We start from the raw sequence: 26,283 nt of genomic DNA, 5'->3' as shown, positions 1-26,283 counted from the left end.
CTGATATGAAGGCCGCACTATTACACGGCGACCGCCTCAGCCGAAAGCGTGTTTTTGATTGGATTTGAAACGTTTACGGCCCGAAGCCGCTAATATATGTTCTTCGCCGAGGGAAAGAATCGGCGTCAGGCCACGAAACCAAGGCCCTTATATGGAATCGACAATCTACCGTTTTATCATCCGCTACAGCCTGCGGCAGCAGATCATATTGACGATCATGGCCGGGTTGTCGTTTCCCTTTCTTTACGCGCTCTACGAAGTCCCGAAGATCATCATCAATAAGGGGATTTCGGCGAAGGGCATCGAGTATCCGACGGATATCTTCGGCATCGAGCTGACACAGATCCAGTATCTGCTGGCGCTCTGCGGGCTTTTCCTCGTCCTGGTGGTCATCAACCAGGCTTTCAAATATGTCATCAACGTCTATCGCGGCCTGACCGGCGAACGCATGCTGCGCCGCCTCCGGTTCCAGCTCTATTTCCGCCTCCTGCGCTTCCCGCTGCCGACCTTCCGCAAGATGAGCCAGGGCGAGATCATCCCGATGATCACCCAGGAGGTCGAGACGCTCGGCGGCTTCATCGGCGACGCCTTCTCGCTGCCCGCCTTCCAGGGCGGCACGCTGCTCGTGATCCTCGGCTTCCTGCTCGTCCAGGATCCGGTGATGGCGGCCGCGGCGGTCGCGCTCTACCCGCTGCAGGCCTTCCTGATCCCGCGTCTGCAGCGCCAGGTGAACCTGCTCGGCAAGGAACGCGTCCGCCTGGTTCGCCGGCTCTCGGACCGCATCGGCGAGACCGTCCAGGGCGTGCAGGAAGTGCATGCGCACGACACCTCGGCGCTGATGCTGTCGGACTTCTCGCACCGCATGTCGAGCATCTTCTTCGTCCGTTTCGACATCTACCAGAAGAAGTTCGTCATCAAGTTCCTGAACAATTTCATCCAGCAACTCGGGCCGTTCTTCTTCTACTCGATCGGCGGCTACCTGGTGATCACCGGATCACTCGAGATCGGCACGCTGGTTGCCGCGATCGCCGCCCACAAGGACATGGCGGCGCCGTGGAAGGAACTGCTGACCTACTACCAGCAGAAGGAAGACGCCCGCATCAAGTACGAGCAGGTGATCGAGCAGTTCTCCCCGAGCGGGATCGCGGAAGACGGCTTCGATGTGCCGCATGTCACCGAGGTGCCGCCGCTCAGCGAGCAGATCGTCGTCTCCAATCTCGGCATGGTCGACGAGCAGGACAATCCGTTCATCGAAGGCGTCAGCCTGCAGCTCAAGCTGCCGTCGTTTGTGGCGCTCGTCGGGCCGAGCGGTTCGGGCCGCGAGGAACTGGCGCTCGCGCTCGCCCGGCTGCGGCAGCCCGACAGCGGCTCGATCCGGATCGGCGACATCGACCTTGCGAACGCGGACTCCGCAATGACGGGCCGCCGGATTTCCTACGTCGGCCCGAGCGGTTTCATCTTCAATACGACGCTCGGCGATAACCTGTTCTACAGCCTGCGTCATCTGCCGCTGGGCGAGCCCGAGCGCGACGAGACGATGGAGCAGGCGCACAAGCGCTACGTGCAGGAGGCGATCCGTTCGGGCAATTCGCCCGACGACATCACGTCCGACTGGACCGATTACGCGGCCGCCGGCGCGACCGATTATTCCTCGCTCGTTGCCCGCGGGCTGCAGGCGCTCGCCATCGTCAGCCTGGATCAGGACGTCTACCAGTTCGGCCTGCGCAGCACGATCGATCCGGTCGCCCATCCCGACTGGGCGGAAGCGATCCTTAAGGCGCGCGAAAGCTTTGCCCGCCACGTCGCCTCGAACGAGAGCTACGCCGGCATGATCGAGCCGTTCGATGTCGAGCGTTACAACAGCAACGCCACGCTGGCCGAGAACCTGATGTTCGGCACGCCGACCGACGAGACGTTCGACATCAACCGGCTGGCCGAGAATCCCTACGTGCTGGAAGTGCTCGAGGAAGCCGGCCTGACCCGGACCCTTCTCGAGAACGGCTACGAAGTCGCCACCCTGATGGTCGAACTGTTCGCCGATCTCCCGCCCGATCACGAGTTCTTCCAGCAATACAGCTTCATCGCCGCCGACGACCTGGAGGATTTCCAGTCGCTGGTGACGCGGGTGAAACGGGACCGGCTCGACGATCTGAAGCCCGAGGAACGGACCCGCCTGCTGTCGCTTCCCTTCAAGCTGATCCAGGCCCGGCACCGGCTCGGCGTGATCAGCGACGAGACGATGGCCAGCATCGTAACGGCGCGGAAGATCTTCGCAGAGAAGCTGCCCGACGACCTGAAGGGCAAGGTCGCCTTCTTCGACGTCGACAGCTACAACGCCGCCTCGAACATCCAGGACAATATCCTGTTCGGCCGCATCGCCTACGGCCAGGCGCAGGCCTCCGACAAGATCGGCGCGCTGGTCGGCGAGGTCGTTGCCGAACTCGACCTGTACGACACCATCACCAGCGTCGGGCTCGGCTTCGAGGTGGGCATTGCCGGCACGCGCCTGAATGTCGGCCAGCGCCAGAAGCTGGCCCTGGCGAGGGCGATCATCAAGCGGCCGGATCTCCTGATCATCTCCGAGGCGACCGCGGCGCTGGACAGCGCGACGCAGCAGAAGATAATGGCGTCGGTGCTCGAGGAATTCAAAGGGCGCAGCGTCGTCTGGTCGCTGCACCGGCCGAAGGACGCCAAGGCCTTTGACCATGTTGTCGTCCTGCAGGGCGGCCGGATCGTCGAGCAGGGTCCTTTCCAGGATCTCGACAGGGACGGCAGCGCCTACAGGCAGTTGATCGCGGCGAGCTAGCGTCGACGGGAGGAGAACACGTGAGCCTGAACGAGGAAGTCGAACTGCTGCGGAACATCCCGCTGTTCGCGAATATCGAGCCGTCGAAGCTCAAGCTACTCGCGTTCACTTCCGAGCGGCTGACCTTCCGTGCCGGCGAGACGGTGTGTCGACAGGGCGATGTGGGCGATGCCGCCTATGTCATTATGGACGGCACCGCCGATGTCATCGTAGACACCCCGTCCGGGCCGCTGACGGTTGCCCATATGGGCAAGAACGACGTGGTCGGCGAGATCGCGGTCCTGATCGATGTGCCGAGGACGGCGACGATCACCGCGCAGAGCGAGCTGACGACCCTGCGGATCTCCAAGGATCTGTTCTTCCGGCTGGTCAACGAATTCCCGCAGATGGCGGTGGAGATGATGCGCGTTCTTGCCGAACGCGTGGTCAAGACCACGGCCGACCTCCAGAAGGCGCGCCAGCAGGGCCAGGGCTGAGGCGCCGCTTCCGCTTCACAGGGTGACAGCCATGCGTATCGGTGTGCCGCGCGAGATCAAGCCGCAGGAAGGCCGGGTCGCGCTGCTGGCCGGCGAGGTCCGTGAATTGGCGGACGACGGCCACGAGGTCTTCGTCGAGCGCGGTGCCGGGATCCTGAGCGGGGTGACCGATGCGGACTATGCCGCGGCCGGCGCCACGCTGCTGGATGACGGCACGGCGGTCTACCAAAGCGCCCGGCTGATCGCCAAGGTCAAGGAGGTGCTGCCGCAGGAATATGGCGCCCTCCGTCCCGACCATATCGTCATGACGAACATCCACGGAGCGCTCAACCGGAACGAGGTCGACAGGTTCCTCGAGGTCGGCCTGACCGCGATCGCGCTCGAGGATACCCATCGCTACGGCTCGCCGAACTGCGCGCTGGCCGGCGAGATCGGCGCATTCGAGGGGCTGCGCCTCGTCTTCGCCCCGAACGGCGGGACGGGCCGCCATCTGTTCACCCATTTCGGCGCTCCGCCGATCGAGGCCGCGGTCGTCGGGCTCGGCAATGTCGGACGCGGCGCACTGCGCACTCTGCTCGCCTTCGACGTCGACGTCATCGGGCTGGATATCGACAGGGGCGCCCGGGGCCGGGCGGAACTCGACTGGTCCGGCCGACGCTTCCGCAGCGGCGATATCGACATTCTGTCGGGCCTTCTCGACCGGCTGGATCTGGTCATCAACTGCGTCCTCTGGCCGAAGCATCGCAACGACCATCTGGTGAACCGGGCCGATCTCGGCCGGATGAAACCGGGTGCCGCGATCATCGACATCTCCTGCGACGAGGCCGGCGCGATCGAGACCAGTCGCCCGACAAGCTGGCGCGACCCGGTCTATCTCGAGGAGGGAATCCGGCATTTCTGCGTCGACAACATTCCCGGCGCGGTGCCGGTCGCGGCATCGGCCGGCTATGCCCGGGCGATCCTGCCCCATATCCGTCATGTCGCCGGCGAAGGCGCGCTCGAGGCCTGCCGGCACGATCCCTGGCTGCGCCGCGGCCTGACCTGCGCCGACGGCACGCTCACCCACGCCGAGACGGCGCGGATCCAGAAGCGCGATCATGTGCCGGTCGACCGCTTCCTCGGAATCGAGGCGGCGTGAGCGAGAAGGATCGCCCGCGAGGACCCGACAATCCGCCACCCGACCGGGCCGTTTCCGACCCCGCCCGGACGCCCGCCCGTCCGGCGGACGAGGGTCCTGCCGGCCTTGCCGGCGCGATCGCGCTCTATCGCGACCCGCGCGTCGTTGCCGTGCTGCTGCTTGGCTTTGCCTCCGGCCTGCCGCTTGCGCTGACCGGACAGACGCTGTCGGTCTGGCTCTTCGAGAGCGGCCAGAGCAAGGTCACGATCGGCCTGTTCGCCTTGCTCGGCCTGCCCTACGTCCTGAAATTCCTCTGGGCGCCGCTTATCGACGCCATCCACATCCCGTTCCTGCATCGCCGACTGGGCCGCCGGAGAAGCTGGCTTCTGACCAGCCAGGCGGCGCTGATCGGCAGCGTTCTGATGCTTGGTGCCGCTGATCCGGCGGACGATCTTTTCCTCGTCGCCCTGATCGCCCTTGTCGTCACCTTCTTCTCGGCGACCCAGGACCTGGTGATCGATGCCTTCCGGATCGAGAAGCTGGAGGCGGCGAACCAGGCCGGCGCGATGGCCCATTACGTCGCCGCCTACCGGATTGCGCTGCTCGTCGGCACCGCCGGCATGTACGAACTCGTCTCGATCCTGCAGGCGAACGGCTTCGCGCTCAATTCGGCCTGGTTCGTCGGCTATGCGGTAATGGCCGGCTGCCTGCTGATCGGCGTGATGACGACGCTCGCCACGGACGAGCCGGCCGGGCCGGAAGCAACGGCCGGGACGCTGACGCTCGGCGAACGCTTCCGGCAGGCGGTGTTCGATCCGTTCCGCGATTTCGCGGCGCGGGATTCCTGGCTGCTGATCCTGCTGTTCATCACGCTGTTCAAGTTCGGCGACGCCTTCGCGGGGACGATGACCAGCACATTCGTGCTCGATATCGGCTTCGACAAGACCGACTACGGCCGGGTCGTGAAGCTGTTCGGGTTCGCGGCGACGCTGATCGGCGGCTATGCCGGGGGCTATCTCTACCGGCGCCTCGGCACGCTGCAGGCGCTCTGGCTTGCCGGCATCCTGCAGATGGCGTCGAACCTGATGTTCTGCTGGCAGGCGTCCGTCGGTGCCGATCTGAACGTGCTGGTGGCGGTGATCGCTGTCGAGAACCTGACCGGCGGCTTCGGGACCGTGATCTTCGTCGCCTATATCAGCGGGCTCTGCACGAACCGGCTGTATACAGCGACCCAGTTCGCGCTGCTTTCCGCGCTCTCGGGCGTCGGGCGCACGGTGCTCTCGTCCACCGCCGGCTATTTCGCCGAGCAACTCGGCTGGTTTCTCTTTTTTGCCGTGACTGCTTTTGCCGCCGTGCCCGGTCTGATATTACTATGGGCGCTGGCACGACGACAGGGATCGGCTGATGAGGGCGATCCGTCAGCGGGGTTCGTCAAGAGGGATCGATGACGACGATGCGCGATGCCATGATCGAAAGACGCCGGATGTCCGGCCCGGTCGTGGATATTTCCCCGCCCCGGGCCGCGTCATACAGTCGTCAAGAAAACCGGTATGGTTGAGACCTAGTGCAAAACACCGGTAAGAGCATGCAAGTTCCGTTGCGCAGCGAACTCACCCGCGAACCGAGGCCATGGGCCGAGGCGTTTCCGCTCGCGGTTGTCGACGGCCGGCTGGAGGTTCGTCTCGCCCGCTCCGACGAGGAGATCGCCCGCAGCCAGGCGCTGCGCTACCAGATCTTCTATCGGGAGATGGCAGCCCTCGCGACCCCGGCCATGGATGCCGCGCGCCGGGACTTCGATGCCTTCGACGCGCTTTGCGATCATCTCCTGGTCATCGATCGGGAGGAAAAGGGTCCGAACAACGTGGTCGGGACCTACCGGCTGCTTCGCCAGGCGGTCGCGGAGAAGCACGACGGTTTCTATTCGGCCGATGAATACGACCTGACGCCGCTGCTTGGTCATCCCGTGCTCAACCCGCCGGGCAAGGGGGGCCTGATGGAACTCGGCCGCTCCTGCGTGCGCCGCGATCATCGCAACACGGCGACCATCCAGCTGCTCTGGCGCGGCATCGCGGCCTATATGGAGGCCCACGCGATCACCGCGCTGTTCGGTTGCGCCAGCCTTCCCGGAGTCGATCCGAAAGCCCACGCCCAGCCGCTTTCCTACCTGCATCACAACCACCTGGCGCCCGAGGATCTGCGGGTCCGGGCGGTTGCCGAACGCTACGAGGAAATGAACCTGCTGCCGGCGGACCAGATCAATGCCCGTCGGGCCTTCATGGCGCTGCCGCCGCTGGTCAAGGGCTACATCCGGCTCGGCGCCCATATTGGCCAGGGTGCGGTGGTCGACCACCAGTTCGGGACCACGGATGTCTTCGTGCTGTTGCCGGTCGAACGTATCGGCGAGCGTTATTTCGGCCATTTCGACCGAGGCGACCGCGCCTCACGCCGCGGCTGAGCCCCGGCGTCCGCTCCACCGGCTGCGCATAACCGTCCCTCCAGAGACCGTGAAAACGACCCCGGGCGGCCGAAGCCGCCCGGGAAACGCGGTCGATCACCTTGGTGATCAGGCGCCGAAGGTCAGTGCATTCTGCGGCAGCGGCTGGCCGAGGGCGCCGGCAAGGGCCGTCCAGTGCATCGTTTCGTCGGCCGCGAGACGGCCGGCGACCTGGGCGATATTTCGATCGCCGAAGGACGGAATGACGCCCAGATAGGCATTCGCCGCGCCCTTCTCGAGCTTCGCGGCGAGCATCAGGACGTCTGTCTGGCTCTTCAGCGAGGCGGCGCCGAGCGAGGCGGCGTAGTCGTCCAGGCTCTTCGATTCGACGGGCGCCCCGCCGAGTTTCGAGATCGCGCCCATCAGGGCGTCGCGATGGGCCTTGTGATGGCTCTGGAACAGCACCGCGACGTCGAGCACCGGCTTCTGCAGCAGGCCGCTTTCGGCGCCGAGCTGGTACGCGCCGATCGCCTCATGTTCAAGACCGAGGGCGACGTTGAGAATCTCGGCATCCGAGGCGGACGTGTCGGCCTGGCCGGACGCCATGCTCTCGCAACCGGCGAGGATTGCCACGGCGCTCGCCGAGAGCGCGGCCTTCCCGACATCGCTCATAAACACGCGACGCGCCGGCACAATCAGCCTTTCGGCAACGAATTGATTGGTGGACATGGGGGAAGTTCCTTCCTTTGTTTTCGAGCGAGCCGCGTCAGTCGGACGCGGCGGCCGGCGTTGCCGGCACGGCGGCGAACAGCCGGGTGTCGGATGCAGCACCGAACACTAATGAATGATACGCCGAAATATCTCCGGCGGATGTCGGCATGCGGGATTTTTTTCGCATCCGCGGGCTCCCGCGTGCGCGGGCCCGTCGGAAGGCTCACCCGGGCGGCAGTGGCCCCTCGAACAGGATCGGTCCGGTGGGCTGCCGGATTAGCTCGGCGGTGCCCGTCTCGCGGGTGATGACGAAACGCCTGGCCTTGGCGAGCGAACGGGCGACGGCGCGCGTGGCCGGCAGATGCGTCTCCCGGTCCGGCCAGAGCGCGCCGACCGGGACGAGGACCTCGGGCGCGCCCGGGTCGAGCCACAGCATCAGCGTGCTGTCGCCGGTGCCCTTCAGGGCCGGATCGGGACGTACCGTGATCTCATGCTCCGCCAGGTCGACATGAATGTACCAGTGCGCCTCGCCGGGCTCGGCCGGCGGTGACCGGTCGTATCGGCCGGCCACGAATATCAGCGCGCCCACGGCGAAGACCATGGCCAGAACCCGCGGCCGCCGCCAGAAGGGTGGCATGGTCGCCGGCGTCGGACCGGACATGCGGGCGCCCGGTCTTCGCCGCCGCCCGTCGTCCTCGTCGCGTCCGCCGCGACTGCCGCTGGTGACCAGCGCAACGCCCTGCCAGATCCGTGCCGGTGGCGGCACCGGTTCGCGGGTGAAGTCGCAGGCGACCGGCCCGTCGCCATAACTGGCGATCGCCGCCTCGAACAGGGTCATGAGCCAGGCCCGGTCCGGGCCACCGGGCTGCGACCCGGCCTGGTGCCAGACCCGCAGGAAGCCTTCCTGCAACGCGGCTTCGGCCCGTTCGGCGTCGCCCAGGTGGTGCAACGCCTCGGCATGGGCGCGGGGCGCCCAGCGCCGGTAGAGTTCCGCGAAGGCCGCGCCATTGCCCGCGGCGACGCGATCGAGCAGGGCCGCGGTATCGTCGTCTTGCGGTCGCTCGCTCATCGTCCCGCGGATCCCGCCGGCGGCCTTACAGGCCGACCTCATGCGCGGCGAGCGCCGCGAGATTGACGAGGTCCGAGACCGTTGCCCCGATCGGCGCGATCTGAACAGGCTTCTGCAGGCCGAGAAGCAACGGTCCGACCACGGTGGCGCCGCCGATGGCGGCGATCAGCTTCGACGCGATATTGGCCGAATGGAGGCCCGGAAAGACCAGCACGTTGGCCGGCTCGGACAGTCCGCAGAACGGGTAGAGCGCGAGGGTTTCCGGGTTGAGCGCGACGTCGACCGACATCTCGCCGTCGAACTCGAAATCGGGCTGGCGCGCCTCGAGCAGCTTGACCGCCTCGCGAACCCGGTCGCCGGTCTCGTGCTTCGGGTTGCCGAAGGTCGAATAGGAGAGCAGCGCGACCCGCGGAACATGGCCCATCTGGCGGGCGAACTCGGCGGCCTGCACGGCGATGTCGGCGATCGCCGCCGCATCGGGCATCATGGTGACCGTCGTGTCGGCCATGAACACCGTGCGATCCCGGGCAATCACCGTGGAAACGCCCAAGACGCGGCGGCCGGGCTCCGGCTCGATGATTCGCGAGACCTCCTCGAAGGCGGCGGAAAACCGGCGCGTCACCCCGGTCACCATGGCATCGGCATCGCCGAGCGCGACCATGCAGGCGGCGAAGCTGTTGCGGTCCTGGTTCACCAGCCGGACGCAATCCCGATAGAGCATGCCCTGACGCTGCAGGCGGCTGTAGACGAAGTCGTAGTAGCGCTCGCGATCCTGCAGTTCGCGGGCGTTGTAGATCTCAACCGGAATGTCGCCGCCGACACCCACGGTGCGCATCATCTCGCGGATCGGGGCTTCCCGCCCGATCAGCACCGGCGTGCCGTAGCCGGCGCGCTGGTAGGCAATCGCCGCGCGCACCACCTTTTCCTCCTCGCCCTCGGCGAAGACGACCCGGCGGGGCATGTTGCGGACCTGCGCGAAGATCGATTGCAGCGTGCCCGCGGTAACGTCGAGCCGGGCGCGAAGGTCGTTCCGGTAGCCCTCCTCGTCGATGATCGGCATCCGGGCGACGCCGCTTTCCATGGCCGCGCGGGTCACCGCCGGCGGAATCGAATGGATCAGGCGTGGGTCGAACGGCGCCGGGATGATGTAGCTCGGCCCGAAGCGGAGCCGCTCGCCCTTGTAGGCGGCGGCAACCTCGTCCGGCACGTCCTCGCGGGCGAGTTCCGCGAGCGCCCGGGCGGCGGCGATCTTCATGGGCTCGTTGATGGTCGTCGCCCGGACGTCGAGCGCACCCCGGAAGATGTAGGGGAAGCCCAGGACGTTGTTGACCTGGTTCGGATAGTCGGAACGCCCGGTCGCGATGATCGCGTCGTCGCGCATGGCCAGCACCTCTTCCGGCCGGACCTCCGGCTCCGGATTGGCCATCGCGAAAATGATCGGCTTCGGCCCCATCGACATGACCATGTCGCGATCGACGACTCCCGGCGCGGACAGCCCGAAGAAACAGTCGGCGTCCTTCATCGCCTCGGCCAGGGTGCGTGCCCGGGTGTCGGCGGCATGGGCCGATTTCCACTGGTTCATTCCGGCCTCGCGGCCCTTGTAGATGACGCCGCGGGTGTCGCAGAGGATGGCGTTGTCGTGCGGCAGGCCCATCGCCTTCAGGAGTTCGAGGCAGGCGATCGCGGCCGCGCCTGCGCCGTTGACGACGAGCTTCGTGTCCTCGATTCGCCGCCCGGTCAGGTCGAGCGCGTTGATGAATCCGGCGGCGGCGATGATCGCCGTGCCGTGCTGGTCGTCGTGGAACACCGGGATATCCATCAGTTCGCGCAGGCGCTGCTCGATGATGAAGCATTCCGGGGCCTTGAAATCCTCCAGGTTGATGCCGCCGAAGCTCGGGCCGAGGTAGCGGATCGCGTTGACGATCTGGTCCACGTCCTCGCTGTCGATCTCGAGGTCGATCGCGTCGATATCGGCAAAGCGCTTGAACAGGACCGCCTTGCCCTCCATCACCGGCTTGGCGCCGTGCGGGCCGAGATTTCCGAGACCGAGCACAGCCGTGCCGTTCGAGATGACGGCGACCCGGTTGCCGCGCCCGGTATAGTCGTAGCTCCGTTCCTCGCGCTCGGCGATCGCCAGGCACGGGGCGGCGACGCCGGGGGAATAGGCGAGCGACAGGTCATGCTGTGTCGCCACCGGCTTCGAGGCCATGATCCGCAGCTTTCCGGGATGCCCCTGGGCGTGATAGCGGAGCGCTTCCTCGTAGAGTCCCGGATCCTTGTCGTCGCTCATTCTCTCTTCGACCTCTCGACCATTCACCTGTTTCGCGGCCCGATGGTACGCGTCCCGAGACCACAGGCTTGCGGCGTCGGGCGATCATCTTAGAGGAGCGGGTGTGGCCCCGACAATTGATGCAGCGGCGGAAAACGCATGCTAGCTTCCGCCCCATGCCGAAAGCACGTGCGAATCAGGCGGCCGACGCGCCGAAAATAACCCCCATGATGGCCCAGTACCTGGCGCTGAAGGAGGCCCATTCCGATTGCCTCCTGTTCTATCGGATGGGCGATTTCTACGAGCTGTTCTTCGACGACGCGGTCGCCGCCGCGGCGGCCCTCGACATCGCGCTGACCAAGCGCGGCAAGCATGCGGGGGAGGATATCCCGATGTGCGGCGTCCCGGTCCATGCGGCAGACGGGTATCTGTCGCGGCTGATCCGGAAGGGCTTCCGGGTCGCTGTCTGTGAACAGACCGAGGACCCGGCGGAGGCGAAGAAACGCGGCGCCAAGTCGGTCGTGCAGCGCGATGTCGTTCGCCTGGTCACGCCCGGCACCCTGACCGAGGACAATCTGCTCGACGCCCGTCGCCACAACTACCTGGCCAGCCTCGCCCGGGCGGCCGGTGAATGGGCGATCGCCTGGCTCGACATCTCGACCGGCGAATTCGCGACCCGGGCGCTCGCCGATCGCGAGATCGCTTCCGAGCTTGCCCGCCTGGCGCCCGGTGAGATCCTGCTCGCCGACCGGCTCATGGGCGAGATTGCCGAGCGCGGCATCGAGGCGGCGGCCGAAGGTGCGATAACGCCGCTGCCGTCGGTCCGGTTCGACAGCGACAACGGCGCCCGCCGCCTGAAATCGCTGTTCGGCGTGGCCGCGCTCGACGCCTTTGGCGCCTTCGGCCGGGCCGAGCTGGCCGCCGCCGGGGCGCTGGTCGATTACGTCGCGCTGACCCAGAAAGGCCGCCTGCCGACGATCCGCCCGCCGGAACGGCTCGAATCGGCCGCCGTGGTCTCCATCGATGCGGCAACCCGGCGCAATCTCGAACTGGTGCAGACGCTGGCCGGTGGCCGCGACGGTTCGCTGCTGGCGACCATCGATCGGACCGTCACCGGGCCGGGCGCGCGCCGGCTGGCCGCCGATCTCGCCGGTCCGATGACCGATCCGGCGGCGATCAACGCGCGTCTCGACATGGTCCAGTACTTCACCGGCGGCAGCGAGCCGCGCGGCGCGCTCCGCGCGCTGCTGCGCCGGTGCGCCGACCTCGAGCGGGCGCTCAGCCGGCTGTCGCTTGGCCGCGGCGGCCCGCGCGATCTGGCCGCGATCCGCGATTCGCTGGGACTCACGGCCGAGGTCCGGACACTCTTCATGGACGACCGCCTGGGCGGACCGCCCGAGGGCATCGCCCTCGCCCTCGACGCGCTCGGCTTTCATGCGGAGCTGGTCGATGAGCTGGACCGGGCGCTCGCCGCCGAGCTGCCGCTGCAGGCCCGCGACGGCGGTTTTGTCGCTGCCGGTTACCGGCCGGAACTCGACGAGCTCCGCATGCTCCGGGACCAGAGCCGGCGGCATATCGCGGCGCTCCAGGAACGCTACCGCGAGGAGACCGGGGTGGCCGGCCTGAAGGTCCGCCACAACAACGTGCTCGGCTATTTCGTCGAGATCTCGCCGCGCCACGCGGACAAGCTCGGTGCCGATTTTATCCATCGACAGACCATGGCGAACGCGGTTCGTTTCGGAACCGTGGCGCTCGGTGAGCTGGAGGACAAGATCGGCCGGGCGGCCGAACGCGCGCTGGCGCTGGAACTGGAATGCTTCGAGATGCTGCAGGCCAGGGTACTCGAATCGGGCGCAACGATCCTCGCCGCCGCGGCTGCCTTCGCGCGGCTCGACGTTGCGGCCGCGCTTGCCGAACTCGCGGTCGCGGAGAACTGGTGCCGACCGGAAGTCGATGACGGCACCGGCTTCGCGATCGAGGGAGGCCGTCACCCGGTCGTCGAGGCGGCGCTCCGCAAGGCCGATGCCGGCCCCTTCGTTGCCAACGACTGCCGGCTCGACGGGGACAGCCGCCTGTGGCTGCTGACCGGCCCGAACATGGCCGGCAAGAGCACCTTCCTTCGGCAGAACGCGCTGATCGCGATTCTCGCGCAGATCGGTGCCTACGTGCCGGCGGAGAGCGCCCGTATCGGCGTCGTCGACCGGCTGTTCAGCCGGGTCGGTGCCTCCGACGACCTTGCGCGGGGCCGCTCGACCTTCATGGTCGAAATGGTCGAGACGGCGGCGATCCTGAACCAGGCGGGGCCGCGGTCGCTGGTCATCCTGGACGAGATCGGGCGTGGCACGGCGACCTTCGACGGGCTCTCGATCGCCTGGGCGACGGTCGAGCATCTGCACGACGTCAATCGCTGCCGGGCGCTGTTCGCGACCCATTACCACGAGCTGACGGCACTCGCCGCAAAGCTCGACGGGCTGGCAAACCACACCATGCGGATCAAGGAATGGCAGGGCGAGGTGATCTTCCTGCATGAGGTGACGGGCGGCGCGGCCGATCGTTCCTACGGCATCCAGGTGGCGAAGCTGGCCGGCCTGCCGGCGGCGGTGATCGGGCGCGCCCAGGAGGTCATGGAGCGGCTCGAATCGGGCGATCAGGCCTCGGCCGCGACCCGCCTGGCCGAGGATCTGCCGCTGTTCGCCGAGATGCTCCGGCAGAACGGGCGGTCGCGGGAGGAGCCGGACGTGCCGGATCCGCTGGACGACCGGCTGGCGACGATCGCGCCGGACGACCTCTCGCCGCGCGAGGCGCTCGACCTGATCTACGAGCTCAAGCGGCTGGCGGCCGAACGCGCCGGGCGATAGGGCGGATCGACAGCAGGGGGTGGAGCCGTCTATCGTGCTCGGCCGGCGGCGCGTTCGGGTCGCCTGGGAAATGTTATCGGGGAGAGAAACGCATGTTCGATCTGACGGGCAAGGTCGCCGTCATCACGGGTTCCACGAAGGGCATCGGCAAGGCGATCGCCGAGGCGATGGCGAAGGCCGGCGCCAAAGTCGTCGTATCGAGCCGCAAGGCCGATGCCTGTGATGCGGTCGCCGCCGAGATCAACGCCGCGGTAGGCGACGGCGCCGGTTCGGCGACGGCGATCCCGGGCAACATCTCGCACAAGGAACAGCTGCAGGCGCTGGTCGATGAAACCCGCAAGCGTCTCGGCCAGATCGATATCCTGGTCTGCAATGCCGCGGTCAATCCGTATTTCGGCGGGATGGCGGACATCCCCGACGATGCCTTCGACAAGATCATGGCCTCGAACATCCGCTCCAACCACTGGCTCTGCCAGATGGTCCTGCCGGAAATGAAGGCGCGCAAGGACGGCGTCATCATCATCGTCTCCTCGATCGGCGGCCTCAAGGGCACGCCGGTGCTCGGCGCCTACGGCATCTCGAAGGCCGCCGACATGGCACTGGCCCGCAACATCGCCGTCGAGTATGGCCCCTACAACATTCGCGCAAACGCGATCGCGCCGGGCCTGATCAAGACCGATTTCGCCCGCGCGCTCTGGGAGAACCCGGAGATCCTGAAGCAGGCGACCTCGAAGGCGCCGCTGCGCCGCATCGGCACACCGGAGGAGATCGCCGGCGCGGCCGTGTTCATGGCCTCCGACGCCGGTGCCTTCATGACCGGGCACACGATGGTGATCGACGGCGGCGCGACGATCACCTGACGGCGATCAGTTCCGGCGCGACAACGGCGGCCGACGCGTTGCATTTGAAACGCGTGCCGCCGCGCGTATCTTGATGGACTGGAATGTTCGGTCGCAAGCAAGGGCGCGCCGCGCCGGAAAGCGATCCCCGCTATGATATCGATGGAAAACCTGCGAAACCGCCGCCAAATCGTCGACCGCAAGGCCGTCATTGCCGGCCTCGACGGCATTGCCACGGAGCACGCCCCGGATTCCGCCGGGTTTCGCGCCGAGGCGCTGCAGTATCTGAAGACGATTCTGGCCCATGGCCGGACGGTGGTCGAGCAGCGCTTCAAGGAGGACGGCGACGGCAGCGTGGCGATGCGTGGCTTCACGTTCCTGACCGACCAGGTCATCCGCTGCATCTTCGATTTCACCGTCGGCCGGATTTACAGGCTGACCAACCCGACGTCCGGCGAACGGCTTTCGGTGATCGCCGTCGGCGGCTACGGGCGGGGCGAACTCGCGCCCTATTCGGACGTCGATCTGCTGTTCCTGTTTCCCTACAAGCAGACGCCGTGGGGCGAACAGGTCGTCGAGTTCATGCTTTACATGCTCTGGGACCTCGGCCTGAAGGTCGGCCATGCGACGCGCTCGATCGACGACTGCATCCGCCTCGCCAAGGCCGATATCACGATCCGCACCTCGATTCTCGAGATGCGCTACATCACCGGGAACAGGCCGCTCGAGCGCCAGCTCCGCAGCCGCTTCATGAAGGAGATCGTCGAGGGCTCGGGCCTCGATTTCGTCGAGGCGAAGCTTGCCGAGCGCGACGAACGCCATGCCAGGCTCGGCGATTCCCGCTACCTGGTCGAACCCAACATCAAGGAAGGCAAGGGCGGACTTCGCGACCTGCATACGCTGTTCTGGATCGCGAAATATCTCTACCGCGCCGACGAGGTGTCCGAACTGGTCGCCCGCGGCGTCCTCACCGCGGCCGAGCGTCGGCGGTTTCTCAAGGCCGAGGACTTCCTGAAGACGGTGCGCTGCCAGTTGCACCTGATCGTCGACCGCGCTGAGGAGCGGCTCACCTTCGACGTCCAGCCGGAACTGGCCCGCCGGCTCGGCTACAAGGACCATGCCGGGACGCTCGGCGTCGAGCGCTTCATGAAGCACTATTACCTGGTGGCCAAGGATGTCGGCGACCTGACGCGGATCTTCTGCGCCGCCTTCGAAGCGGAGCAGCAGGGCCGGGGCCGCTTCCGGATGCCGCGTTTCCGTTTCACCAAGGTCCCGGTCGAGGGCCTGACGGTCGACGGCAAGCGGGTCGACATGGCGGAGAAAGTGTCGCTCAAGGCGGACCCGGTGCTGATGATCCGGCTCTTTCATTTCGCCCAGAGCCGCGATCTCGACATCCACCCGAACGCGCTCAGGATCATTCGCCGCAATCTCAAGCTGATCGACAACTCGGTGCGGGAGAATCCGGAAGCGAACCGGATGTTCCTGGAAATGCTGACCTCCAAGAAGGATCCGGAAACCACGCTCCGGCGCCTGAGCGAGGCCGGCGTGCTTGGTCGTTTCGTGCCCGATTTCGGTCGCGTCGTGGCCCAGACCCAGCATGACATGTACCATGTCTACACCGTCGACGAGCACACCATCCGGGCGATCGGCGTGCTGGCGCGAATCGAGTCCGGCGTGCTCGGCGAGGACCATCCGCTCAGCAACGACATCATTCACAAGGTGCTGTCCAGGCGCGTGCTCTATGTCGCCGTCCTGTTGCACGACATCGCCAAGGGTCGCGGCGGTGATCATTCGGTAATCGGCGCCGAGGTGGCGGAGACGCTCTGCCCCCGGCTCGGCCTGACCGCGGCCGAAACCGAGACGGTCGCCTGGCTGGTGCGCTATCACCTCGTGTTCAGCCATTTCGCCTTCAAGCGCGATATCGCCGACCCGAAGACGGTCGAGAACTTCGTCAATATCGTGCAGAGCCCGGAGCGGCTCAGGCTGCTCCTGGTGCTGACCGTCGCCGACATCCGCGCCGTCGGCCCGAAGGTCTGGAACGGCTGGAAGGGGCAGTTGCTCCGCGAACTCTATTATGTCGCGGAAAGCGTGCTCAGCGGCGGTCACGCGATCAAGGGCCGCGAGGCGCGGATCCGCGCCTCGAAGGAGGCATTCCGCGAGGCCATGTCCGACTGGACCGCGGAGGAACTGGACCGCTATATCGCCCGCCACTACGACCCCTACTGGCTCTCGCTCGAGACCCAGGCCCATGTCCGGCATGCCCATATCATTCGCCGCGCCGATCGCGAGCGGGCGCCGCTCACGCTCGAGAACCGCAGCGACAGCTTCCGTTCCATCACCGAGATCACGCTCTACACCGCCGACCATCCGGGCCTTTTCGCCCGCATCGCCGGGGCGATCGCGATCGCCGGCGCCAATATCGTCGGCGCCAAGATCTTCACCACCGCCGACGGCCTGGCGCTCGACAGCTTCCTGATCCAGAATGACGAGGGTGGCGCCTTCGACCATCCGGGCCAGCTCGCCCGGCTCTCGGCGGCGATCGAACAGACCCTCAACGGCACCCGGCGACCGCGCCAGGAACTGGCCGACCGGCGCAACTCGGCGCTGCCGAGCCGGACCCGGGTCTTCACCGTGGAGCCGGTCGTGCTGATCGACAACAATGCGTCGCTCGCCCATACGGTGATCGAGGTCAACGGTCGCGACCGGCTTGGCCTGCTCGCCGAACTGACGCTCGCCTTCTTCGATCTGTCGCTCTCGATTTCCTCGGCCCATATCGAGACCTTCGGCGAACGCGCGGTCGACGTCTTCTACGTGAAGGACCTGTTCGGCCTCAAGATCACCAACCAGGGCAAGCTGAAGCTGATCGAGAAACGCCTGCTGACAGCGCTGACAGGGACCGTCGAGAAGAAGAAGAAAGCGTCGCCGAAGCCGGCCGCCGGCAAGGAGACGCAAGCCGCCGAATAGGTGTGCGCCGGGCGCTTCCCACTTCCGCCGGCAAGCGGATTCCGCTATAGGCCAAGCCCATGAATCTCGCCAAAGCGGCGGCGACCGTCGGCGGCTTCACCATGCTGAGCCGCATCCTCGGATTCGTCCGTGACATCCTGATCGCCGCCATGCTCGGCGCCGGCCCGCTCGCCGACGCCTTCGTGGTCGCCTTCCGGATCCCGAACCTGTTCCGCCGGCTGGTCGCCGAAGGCGCCTTCACGGCGGCCTTCGTGCCGATGTTCTCGCGTCGCCTGGAAGCATCGGGGAAGGAGGCGGCGCGGGCCTTCGGCGAGCAGGTGTTCAGCGTCATGCTGGTCACCGTCGGCCTGTTCACGCTGCTGGCCGAGATCTTCATGCCCTATCTGATGTACGGCCTGGCGCCCGGCTTCTCGGCCGACGCGGACAAGTTCGCGCTGGCCGTGGAACTGACCCGGATCACCTTTCCCTATCTGCTGGCGATGGCGCTCGTCTCCCTGCTCGGCGGGATGCTGAACGCCGTCTACCGGTTCGCCGCGATGGCGGCGGCCCCGGTGCTGCTCAACATCATCCTGATCGCCGCGCTCGCCATCGTGGTGCCGCTGGTCGGCCTGCCGGGCCAGGTGCTGGCCTGGGGGGTCGCGGTGGCCGGCCTTGCCCAGCTTGTCTACCTGATGGTTGCCAGCGCGCGGGAGGGCCTGCGACCGCGGCTCGTCCGGCCGCGCTTCGACGCCGCCATCCGCCGCCTGCTGACTTTGATGCTGCCGGCCGCGCTCGGCGCCGGGGTGACGCAGATCAACATCGTCGTCGGAACGATGATCGCCTCGTTCCTATCGACCGGGGCGATCGCCCATCTCTACTATGCAGACCGGGTCTACCAGCTTCCGCTCGGCGTGATCGGGATCGCCATCGGCACCGCGCTGCTGCCGCTGCTCTCGCGCCAGCTTCGCGCCGGCGAGGACGGGGCGGCGATGCAGTCGCTCAACCGGGGTCTCGAATTCTCGCTGCTTCTGACCTTGCCCGCCGCGGTCGCGCTGGCGACCATTGCCGGGCCGATCGCGATCGTGCTGTTCGAGCGTGGCGCCTTCACGGCGGCCGACAGCATGGCGACCGCCGGGGCGCTGGCCGCCTATGCCTTCGGGCTGCCGGCCTTCGTCCTCGTCAAGGTACTGGCGCCGCCCTTCTTCGCCCGCGAGGATACCCGGACGCCGGTCATCGTCGCGACCGCCGCCGTCGCCGCCAACATCGCGCTTTCGCTGGCGCTGATCGGGCCGCTCGGTCATGTCGGGATCGCGCTGGCGACGACGCTGGCCGGTTGGCTGAACGCGTTGCTGCTGATGGTCCTGCTGCACCGCCGGGATTTCCTTGCCGCCGACCCGCGCTTCCGCCGACGCTTTCCGCGCATCGTCCTCGCTGCGACGCTGATGGGCGCGGCCCTGCTCGCCGCCCGCCCGCTGGTCATGCCGATGTTGGCCGATGGCCCGACCATGCGGATCGCGGTGCTGATCGGGCTGGTCGCGGGCGGGGCGCTCGTCTTCGCCATCTCCGTGACGCTCGGCGGCGGCGCACGGCCGGCCGACCTCAAGGCGCTGTTCCGTCGCGAGCCTTCGGCGGCGGCGAAACCCGGGCCTGACGCGGATGCGGGCGGCGATCCGAGTTGACCGCGTCGCGCCTGCGCGCGATAACCGCCAGTGCCCGTCGGGACGGGTGGTCCGAAGCACCGCAAATCAAGGAAACGAGTGATGTCGCGCGTCTTTTCCGGCGTCCAGCCGACCGGAAACCTGCATCTTGGCAATTATCTTGGCGCAATCCGCAATTTCGTCGGACTGCAGGACGATTACGAGTGCCTCTATTGCATCGTCGACATGCACGCCATCACCGTCTGGCAGGATCCGGCTGAGCTGACCGCGACCACCCGCATGGTGGCCTCCGCCTACCTGGCGGCAGGGATCGATGCGGAGAAGTCGATCATCTTCGCCCAGAGCCACGTGCCCGAGCATGCGGTGCTGGCCTGGATCTTCAACTGCGTTGCCCGCATGGGCTGGCTGAACCGGATGACCCAGTTCAAGGAGAAGGCGGGCAAGCACGCGGAGAACGCCTCCGTCGGCCTCTACGCCTATCCGAACCTGATGGCCGCCGACATCCTGGCCTACAAGGCGACCCATGTGCCGGTCGGCGAGGATCAGAAGCAGCATCTCGAGCTCTGCCGCGACATCGCGCAGAAGTTCAACCATGATTACGGCGTCGAACTCTTTCCCCTGACCGAACCGCTGATCCTGGGCGAGGCGACGCGGGTGATGAACCTGCGGGACGGCTCGAAGAAAATGTCGAAATCCGACCCGTCGGATTATTCGCGGATCAATCTCACCGATGGTCCGGACGAGATCGCGCTGAAGATCCGCAAGGCGCGGACCGACCCGGCACCGCTGCCCGAGACCGAGAAGGAACTCGAAGGCAGGCTGGAGGCACGCAACCTGGTCGGAATCTATGCCGCGCTCGCGGGCAAGACCCGGGCGGATGTGCTGGCTGAATTCGCCGGCGCGGCGTTCTCCACCTTCAAGCCGGCTCTGGCCGACCTGATGGTCGAGACCTTCGGTCCGGTCGGGCTCGAAATGCAGCGCCTGATGGCAGCCCCCGACCACGTGGATGCGGTACTCCGCGACGGCGCCGAGCGGGCCCGGGCGATCGCCGGACCGATCGTCGACGAGGTGAAGAAAACGGTCGGCTTCCTGTCGGTCTGAGCGGCCGGCGCCGTTCACGCGACTTGCGCCACCGGAGCCGGGGTCTTACCTCTACGGGGGCCTCCAAGGGGCAAACGTGTGAGAAGGGAACGGGCGGCATGAGCGAAATCGGACAGGACAGCCCCCGCCGCGTCGGCTCGGGGCGGCGGATCGTGACGGCCGGCAGGGTCCGGGTCGTGCTGTTCCTGTTCCTTCTGTTCCTGCTGCTCTATTACCCCATCGGCATGCTGATCGTGCATGCCGTCGACGACGATGTCGATTTCGCGGTGCCTGAGGCGGACGAGATCGCCGGCGGCAGCCACACGGTCGACATGATGGCGGCGCTGATCGACCGGGAAGTGAACCGGAACCGCTGGACCGCCAACGATCCGTTCTTCCTGCCTGCGGCGGCCCTGGACAACATGCCGAGCTTCCAGCAGGGCATCGTCGGTGCGCTCGCACGCTTCACCTTCGAGCTGACCGACCAGCTCGGCCGCACGCGCGGCTCCAGCCAGACCGACCCGGATCTGCAGGACGCTTCGGGCAAGCTGCAATATTCCGGCACGATCTGGGTATGGGACCTGGAAACCTCCTGGACCCCGACCACGTCGTCGGAGAAGCAGTACGAGAACGCCCGCCGCAAGCTCCTGAGTTACAACCGGCGCCTCGCGGCCGGCGAGGCGGTGTTCGAACGTCGCGGTGACAACCTGATGGCGACCCTCGATCGCATCGCCCTCGATCTCGGGTCCTCGACGGCCGTTCTCGACCGGCAGATTCACGAGCACGCCGGCGACTGGATCGACTTTCAATCCGACGACGTGTTCTACAACATCAAGGGGCAGGTCTACGCCTATTACCTGCTGCTTCGCGAGCTGCGCCGCGATTTCGCGAAGACCATCGACGAGCGCGAGATCGGCACCGCCTGGGACCAGATGCTGCTCAGCATGCGGAATGCCGCGGTCCTCGATCCGCTGGTCGTCGTGAACGGTGATCCGGCCGGTCTGTTCCTGCCCAACCATCTGGCAGTGCAGGGCTTTTACCTGCTTCGGGCGCGCACCCAGCTGCGCGAGATCACCAACGTCCTCCTGAAATAGCCGCGGCAGGGCGGCGCAGGCGCCGCTTGCCGGATCTGCGGCGCCATTGCAGGATGCGGTGAAACCGGATGGGGGCATCCACATGTCCGAGATGCAAAGCGGCGCCCGGCGCCGAAACAAGTTCCTGGTGGTCGTCGACGACACGCCTGAATGCAAGGTCGCGGTGCGCTTCGCAACCGCGCGCGCGGTCCGCGTGGGCGGCGGCGTCACCCTGCTTCACGTCCTCGAGCCGCCCGACTTCCAGCACTGGATGGGGGTCGGCGAGGTCATGCGCGAAGAGGCCCGCCAGGAAGCCGAACTGCTGCTGCAGGGGATGGCGTCGGAGATCCAGGCGCATTCCGGCCTGATTCCGGAATTCGTCATTCGCGAGGGTCACAAGCGCGACGAGGTCGTCGGGCTGATCGAGGAAGATCCCGACATCCGCATCCTCGTGCTCGCCGCCGCCGCCGAGGCGACCAATCCCGGGCCGCTCATCAAGAGCCTGGTGAGCGAGCGTTCCGGCGCGGTCAGTATTCCGATCACCGTCGTCCCCGGCACGCTGACCGATCAGGAAATCGACGAACTCACCTGAGCGCCGTGCGGCGCGAACAGTTCTTCCGGTTCGCGGATGCCGCGCAGGACGTGCGAACCGACCGACTGCATCCGGAAGGCCCGGCATTGCGCGGCGAAGCGGCCGGAGGCGAGAATCGGCCGTTCGAGCCGGGGGCAGAGCGCGCCGATCCGGGCGACCGCGTTCACGGCCGGACCGATTGCCGTGAAGTCCAGCCGGTGCGCGGCGCCGACATTGCCGAAGAACACCGTTCCCGTATGCAGCGCGATCCCGGTCTTGAGCGGACTCTTGTCGTTCTCGGCCCGCCGCCGGTTGAGCGCGTCGAGTTCCTCCAGTGCCGCCAGCGCCGAGGCGGTGGCCCGGCAGGGCGCGCCCAGGGTCTGGCTGGCGTCGTCCCGGGGGAACATCGCCAGCATGCCGTCGCCGATGAATTTCAGGATCTCGCCGCCGTTCTGCGCAACCGGCCGCGCCATGCAGTCGAAATAATCGTCGAGCGTCTCGATCACTTCCTCCATCGGCAGCCGCTCGCTCATCGCCGTGAAACCGCGCAGGTCGCAGAGCAGCAGGGCCGCCTCGATGCGCTCGCCCATTGCCCGCCTGAAGGTCCCGCTCAACACCCGGTCGGCTGCGCGACGGCCGATATAGGTGTTCATCAGATCGTGGCTGAGCTCGTAGGCGCTGTACAATTCCGCGCGCAGCGCGATCGCCGGCAGCAGTCCGTAAAGCAGCGCGAGATTTGCGGTCGAGAAGCCGCCTGCCCGGTCGCTGACCCAGGAGATGTAATTGATCTGGCCGTTCCGGAAACGGAGCGGCATGGCGACATAGTCGGTCGCGCCCTCGGCCAGGAGTTCCGTGAGCAACGGAAAATCGAGTTGCGGGTTCTCGATATCCAGGCGTCGCCTGATCGAATCGACGCCCTGATGGATGATGTAGACGGGGCTCTTCAGATAGACGTCGGAGGTCGCTATCGCATGGCTCCGGGTGACCGTTTCGGAACCGTTCTCGCGATGCCAGAGCAGGTTGCTGGCAAAGGTCTCGGGATGCATCGCGAGCAAGCCGATCGAGGCGCGGCTGACCGGAACCCCCGCGGCGATCAGCCGGCGGCAGAGCGCGTCCAGCGTCGCGGCGCCGAAAATCTCGCCGTCATTGCCGATCAGCCAGTTCTCGATCGACCGGTGATCCCGGGCATGCATGCTTGCGGTACTGGCCGCCGACGGGGCCAGGCCGGCATTCTCGTTCGTTCTCGCTGACATTGGGCCTTGATCTAAAGATTCTGTTAACGCATTTTCCGTCGGAACACGCCGGTCCCGGCTGCCTGCCGTCCGATTCCCCGACAGGGGAGCTGCCGGCCCCCGCGTGGCGGAGATCATTTTTGCCCGGACGGAACCCGATCAAGAAACAGACGTTACCGAATATGCTGCGGAAGCAAGTCTCAACCAAGCTCCGTGTCGCTTTTCTTTGTCTTGTCCTCGCCGTGCCGGTGCCGGTGCCGTTCTGGGCGCCGGCGGCAGCGAACGCGCAGACCGCGTCGGTTGGACAGGTTTCACAAGCGGCCGGTGTTCAGGAGTTTCTCGATCTCTGGAAACGCCAGGGACGGGAGCTTCGCGACATCCGGCGCGGCGCGGCCGTGCCGCGGATCTTCATCGATACGCTGCCGGACGATCTTCCGGAGGTTGAAGCCGGGTCGCTCCGCAAGGCCGCCTTCATCAAGATCCTGCTGCCGATCCTGCTCGACATCAACGAGCAGGTTCTCGCCGATCGCGAGCTTCTGCTCTATCTCGCCGCCCGGCACCGCGCCGGCGTCGCCCTCGACCGGGGCGAACGTCGCTGGCTGGAGCATCTGGCGGCCGAGTACGGGGTCGGGCCGCGCGATTTCGACGCACTGATCGCGCGGGTCGACGTGGTGCCGCCGTCGCTGGCGCTGGCACAGGGCGCCGAGGAGTCCGGCTGGGGAACCTCGCGATTTGCCCGGCACGGCAACGCAGTCTATGGCCAGCGCACCTGGCAGAAGGGCGCCGGCATGGTCCCGGTGCGCCGCGATGCGGACGCCTCCCACGAGGTGCGCACCTTCGGCAGCCTGCAGGATTCGGTCTATCGCTATGTCCTGAATCTCAACACGCACCCGGCTTACGAGGAATTCCGCGAGGAGCGTGCGCGGGTCCGCGCCGAGAGCGAGGCGGTAACCGGTGGCGTCCTGGCCGCGACCCTGCTGAGTTATTCGGAGCGCGGCGAGGATTACGTGGCGACGCTGGAGAAGATCATCGACGGGAACCGGCTGGAGGATTTCGATGACGCCCGGCTCGCCCGCGAACGCTCCGCGCGTCTGTTCGGGACCGTGAAATAGCCGTCCCGCACCGATGAACGCGAAAGACGCGGGCCGCGCCGTCACGTCCGCGGGCGACGGCCGGAAGGTTGCGCTGTCCCTGCTCGGCGTCTGGCTCGCTGCCGGTACGCTCGCCGTGCTCTGGTCTTACCTGGGGCCCTCTTCGGGGCAGGACTGGCGGGTCGCCGATCATGCCGCTCTCGAGACACTGCTCGATGCCCGGGACCTGTCGCTGCCGGCGATCCGCGCTGGAGCGCCGGTCCCGCGCGTCTTTCTCGCCGCGTTTCCGCCCGACTGGGCGACCGTCCCCTCGACGACCGAGCGCAAGCGCGATTTCATCCGCGTCCTGTTGCCGATCGTCCTTCGCGAGAACGAGCGGGTGCGCGAGATCCGCCGCCGCCTTAAGGATGGCGACGCGACGCCGGGATGGCGCGCCATGCTTGCGGCGCGATACCGGGTCGACGACGACAGTGCCCGAAGCCTGCTGCGCCGGATCGATATCGTGCCGCCGTCGCTGGTCATCGCCCAGGCGGCAATCGAATCGGGCTGGGGGCGGTCGCGATTTGCCCGCGAGGGCAATGCCCTGTTCGGGCAATGGACCTGGGATGCGAACGACCCGGGCATGGTGCCGAAGAGCCGGGCGGCCGGTGCGACCCATCGCATCCGGCGTTTTGATACGCTCGCGGGCTCCGTTCGGGCCTACATGATCAACCTCAATCGCCATGCCGCCTACCGCGGCTTTCGCGAGATGCGACGCAGCATGCGTGCCGCCAGCGGGCCGTTCGACGGCACCGGTCTCGCCGGACAGCTCGATGCGTACTCGGAACTCGGCGAAAGCTATGTCGAGAGCCTGCAGACGGTTATCCGGGTCAACGGTCTCGACGCCTTCGACCGCGCACGTTTGGCTCCGTCGACCGGCTTGCGCGCGGCGTTTGGCGTGGACTGAGCGGATTGCTTGTCGCGGCCGTCAGCCGGGAATGAAGAACTGGATACCGTACCAGCGCCAGCGCCGATCGGGGCCCGGCAGGGTGCAGTTCACCCGTCCGCGCCCGGCCGCGAAGGGGCCGTCGAGGCGAACCTCGAAACGGGTCTGGCCCAGTCTCTCGATGGTGGCCGGACCGGACTGGTTCGAGGCGAAGCAGGCCAACTGGTCAAGATTGTCAATCTCGTCATCGATGGTGAAGCCGAACAGTGGCGGGTTCTGCCGCAACACGGTGTCCGCCGGCGTGAGGTCGCGGACCCTGAGCGGCATCGCGTTGACGGCGAGGCGGAAACGGCCGATCGAGCCGTACTTCTCGTTCATCGCGAAACGCGGTAGCGAATAGGCATCCATCCCGCCATGCATGACACCGGAATGCTGGCCGAAGGCGGCCGCGAAACCGGCCTCGGCGACGATCTCGCGAACGGCGTTCCCATATTCCCCGTAAGGATAGGCGAACAGGGTGGGCCGGCTGCCGAGTTCGGCCTCGAAACGGGCGTTCGATCGGGCCAGCTCCTCGCGGTTCCGCTCGGCCGACATCGCCGGCATGTGCGGATGCGCCGCGGTTTGGCTGCCGATGGTCACGCCGTCGGCCGCGAGTTCCCGGATCTGGTCCCAGGTCATGTAACCGGCAAGGCCCTGGTCGATCGGCTCGGTCGCGACGAACAGTGTAAACGGGATGCCTGCCGCCTTCAGCCGCGGCCAGGCTTCCGTATAGACGGACAGGAACGCATCATCGACGGTGATCGCGACCGTGCGGTCGGGCAGCGCCTCGCCGGCGGCCAGCCGCGCCAGTATCGCGTCGACGGCCATCGGCGTGTAGGCGCCGGAGGCGAGTTCGGCGAGATGGACGTCGAACTGGTCGAGCCGGATATTGGTCGACGGCGCGCTGTCTTCGCCGAAGCGGTGATACATCACCACCGTCGCCCAGTCGGCGGCACGGGCGCCGGCGTCGGCGGCGACCAGCAGCGCCAGGGACAGGAGGGCGATGAGCCCGGTATGGATCCGGCGCCGCCGCTCTCTCCGGGTGCGCGCGTTCCGGCCGGGTTCTGGGTTGAATCGGCGCGTCATGATCGG

At 66.8% G+C, this 26,283-nt stretch carries 20 protein-coding genes; 14 read left to right on the top strand and 6 right to left on the bottom strand.

The window, feature by feature from the left end:
• Positions 1 to 151: 151 nt before the first annotated feature.
• The 5 genes from OCH7691_RS02305 (at position 152) to olsB (ending at position 6,854) form a co-directional block, all read left to right on the top strand.
• Positions 152 to 2,806, top strand: a complete 2,655-nt coding sequence (locus OCH7691_RS02305) for an ABC transporter transmembrane domain-containing protein (RefSeq protein ID WP_085881803.1) — start codon at positions 152 to 154, stop codon at positions 2,804 to 2,806.
• A 20-nt stretch (positions 2,807 to 2,826) separates the two neighbouring features.
• Positions 2,827 to 3,282, top strand: a complete 456-nt coding sequence (locus OCH7691_RS02300) for a cyclic nucleotide-binding domain-containing protein (protein WP_085881802.1) — start codon at positions 2,827 to 2,829, stop codon at positions 3,280 to 3,282.
• Positions 3,283 to 3,313: 31 nt separating this feature from the next.
• Entirely contained in the window at positions 3,314 to 4,420 is a 1,107-nt protein-coding gene (locus tag OCH7691_RS02295; protein WP_085881801.1) for an alanine dehydrogenase, read from the top strand.
• Positions 4,417 to 5,847: an AmpG family muropeptide MFS transporter gene (locus tag OCH7691_RS02290; protein ID WP_085881800.1), complete on the top strand. Its 1,431-nt coding sequence runs from the start codon at positions 4,417 to 4,419 to the stop codon at positions 5,845 to 5,847. Before OCH7691_RS02295 ends, OCH7691_RS02290 begins: the two co-directional genes overlap by 4 nt.
• Positions 5,848 to 5,984: 137 nt before the next feature.
• A complete protein-coding gene (olsB, locus tag OCH7691_RS02285; RefSeq protein WP_085881799.1) occupies positions 5,985 to 6,854 on the top strand; it encodes a l-ornithine N(alpha)-acyltransferase in 870 nt (289 codons plus the stop codon).
• Between the two features lie 108 nt (positions 6,855 to 6,962).
• Here the strand turns inward: olsB and OCH7691_RS02280 are convergent, their stop codons facing one another.
• Genes OCH7691_RS02280 through OCH7691_RS23720 form a run of 4 tightly spaced genes read right to left on the bottom strand, consistent with a single transcriptional unit; the run spans position 6,963 to position 10,903 of the window.
• Positions 6,963 to 7,562, bottom strand: a complete 600-nt coding sequence (locus OCH7691_RS02280; RefSeq protein ID WP_085881798.1) for a ferritin-like domain-containing protein — start codon at positions 7,560 to 7,562, stop codon at positions 6,963 to 6,965.
• Positions 7,563 to 7,599: 37 nt separating this feature from the next.
• Positions 7,600 to 7,731 carry a hypothetical protein gene (locus OCH7691_RS23725; RefSeq protein ID WP_281251874.1) on the bottom strand — a complete coding sequence of 44 codons (132 nt, stop codon included), beginning with the start codon at positions 7,729 to 7,731 and terminating at the stop codon, positions 7,600 to 7,602.
• A gap of 36 nt (positions 7,732 to 7,767) precedes the next feature.
• A complete protein-coding gene (locus OCH7691_RS02275; RefSeq protein ID WP_085881797.1) occupies positions 7,768 to 8,613 on the bottom strand; it encodes a sigma factor in 846 nt (281 codons plus the stop codon).
• A 25-nt stretch (positions 8,614 to 8,638) separates the two neighbouring features.
• Positions 8,639 to 10,903: an NADP-dependent malic enzyme gene (locus OCH7691_RS23720; RefSeq protein WP_085881796.1), complete on the bottom strand. Its 2,265-nt coding sequence runs from the start codon at positions 10,901 to 10,903 to the stop codon at positions 8,639 to 8,641.
• A 206-nt stretch (positions 10,904 to 11,109) separates the two neighbouring features.
• Between OCH7691_RS23720 and mutS the strand changes: the two genes are divergently transcribed.
• From mutS to OCH7691_RS02235, 7 genes are all read left to right on the top strand, one after another.
• A complete protein-coding gene (gene mutS / locus OCH7691_RS02265; RefSeq protein WP_085881795.1) occupies positions 11,110 to 13,740 on the top strand; it encodes a DNA mismatch repair protein MutS in 2,631 nt (876 codons plus the stop codon).
• A 92-nt stretch (positions 13,741 to 13,832) separates the two neighbouring features.
• Entirely contained in the window at positions 13,833 to 14,600 is a 768-nt protein-coding gene (locus OCH7691_RS02260) for an SDR family NAD(P)-dependent oxidoreductase (protein ID WP_085881794.1), read from the top strand.
• 141 nt (positions 14,601 to 14,741) lie between these two features.
• A complete protein-coding gene (locus OCH7691_RS02255) occupies positions 14,742 to 17,543 on the top strand; it encodes a [protein-PII] uridylyltransferase (protein ID WP_085883451.1) in 2,802 nt (933 codons plus the stop codon).
• Positions 17,544 to 17,602: 59 nt separating this feature from the next.
• Positions 17,603 to 19,201 (top strand): murein biosynthesis integral membrane protein MurJ, encoded by a 1,599-nt coding sequence (gene murJ, locus OCH7691_RS02250; RefSeq protein ID WP_085881793.1) that lies wholly within the window; start codon positions 17,603 to 17,605, stop codon positions 19,199 to 19,201.
• An 81-nt stretch (positions 19,202 to 19,282) separates the two neighbouring features.
• Entirely contained in the window at positions 19,283 to 20,281 is a 999-nt protein-coding gene (trpS, locus tag OCH7691_RS02245; protein WP_085881792.1) for a tryptophan--tRNA ligase, read from the top strand.
• 98 nt (positions 20,282 to 20,379) lie between these two features.
• Positions 20,380 to 21,354, top strand: coding sequence for a DUF2333 family protein (locus OCH7691_RS02240; protein WP_085881791.1), 975 nt, complete (start codon positions 20,380 to 20,382; stop codon positions 21,352 to 21,354).
• Between the two features lie 82 nt (positions 21,355 to 21,436).
• Positions 21,437 to 21,925 carry a universal stress protein gene (locus OCH7691_RS02235; protein WP_085881790.1) on the top strand — a complete coding sequence of 163 codons (489 nt, stop codon included), beginning with the start codon at positions 21,437 to 21,439 and terminating at the stop codon, positions 21,923 to 21,925.
• On the opposite strand, the gene OCH7691_RS02230 is transcribed toward OCH7691_RS02235, so the two are convergent.
• Positions 21,901 to 23,157, bottom strand: coding sequence for an adenylate/guanylate cyclase domain-containing protein (locus tag OCH7691_RS02230; protein WP_176244894.1), 1,257 nt, complete (start codon positions 23,155 to 23,157; stop codon positions 21,901 to 21,903). The genes OCH7691_RS02235 and OCH7691_RS02230 overlap by 25 nt on opposite strands.
• A gap of 161 nt (positions 23,158 to 23,318) precedes the next feature.
• Between OCH7691_RS02230 and OCH7691_RS02225 the strand changes: the two genes are divergently transcribed.
• Together OCH7691_RS02225 and OCH7691_RS02220 are read left to right on the top strand one after the other, a co-directional pair.
• Complete coding sequence (locus OCH7691_RS02225; RefSeq protein WP_085881788.1) at positions 23,319 to 24,248, top strand: glucosaminidase domain-containing protein; 930 nt, start codon at positions 23,319 to 23,321, stop codon at positions 24,246 to 24,248.
• Positions 24,249 to 24,261: 13 nt separating this feature from the next.
• Positions 24,262 to 25,173, top strand: a complete 912-nt coding sequence (locus tag OCH7691_RS02220) for a glucosaminidase domain-containing protein (protein ID WP_085881786.1) — start codon at positions 24,262 to 24,264, stop codon at positions 25,171 to 25,173.
• Positions 25,174 to 25,194: 21 nt separating this feature from the next.
• Here OCH7691_RS02220 and OCH7691_RS02215 read toward each other — a convergent pair whose 3' ends face one another.
• Positions 25,195 to 26,277 carry a polysaccharide deacetylase family protein gene (locus tag OCH7691_RS02215; protein WP_085881784.1) on the bottom strand — a complete coding sequence of 361 codons (1,083 nt, stop codon included), beginning with the start codon at positions 26,275 to 26,277 and terminating at the stop codon, positions 25,195 to 25,197.
• Between the last annotated feature and the right edge of the window lie 6 nt (positions 26,278 to 26,283).

The organism is Oceanibacterium hippocampi (genome assembly GCF_900172325.1).
In the GTDB taxonomy this organism is placed as follows: Bacteria; Pseudomonadota; Alphaproteobacteria; order Sneathiellales; family Sneathiellaceae; genus Oceanibacterium; species Oceanibacterium hippocampi.
This window is presented reverse-complemented; position numbering and strand designations above follow the sequence as displayed.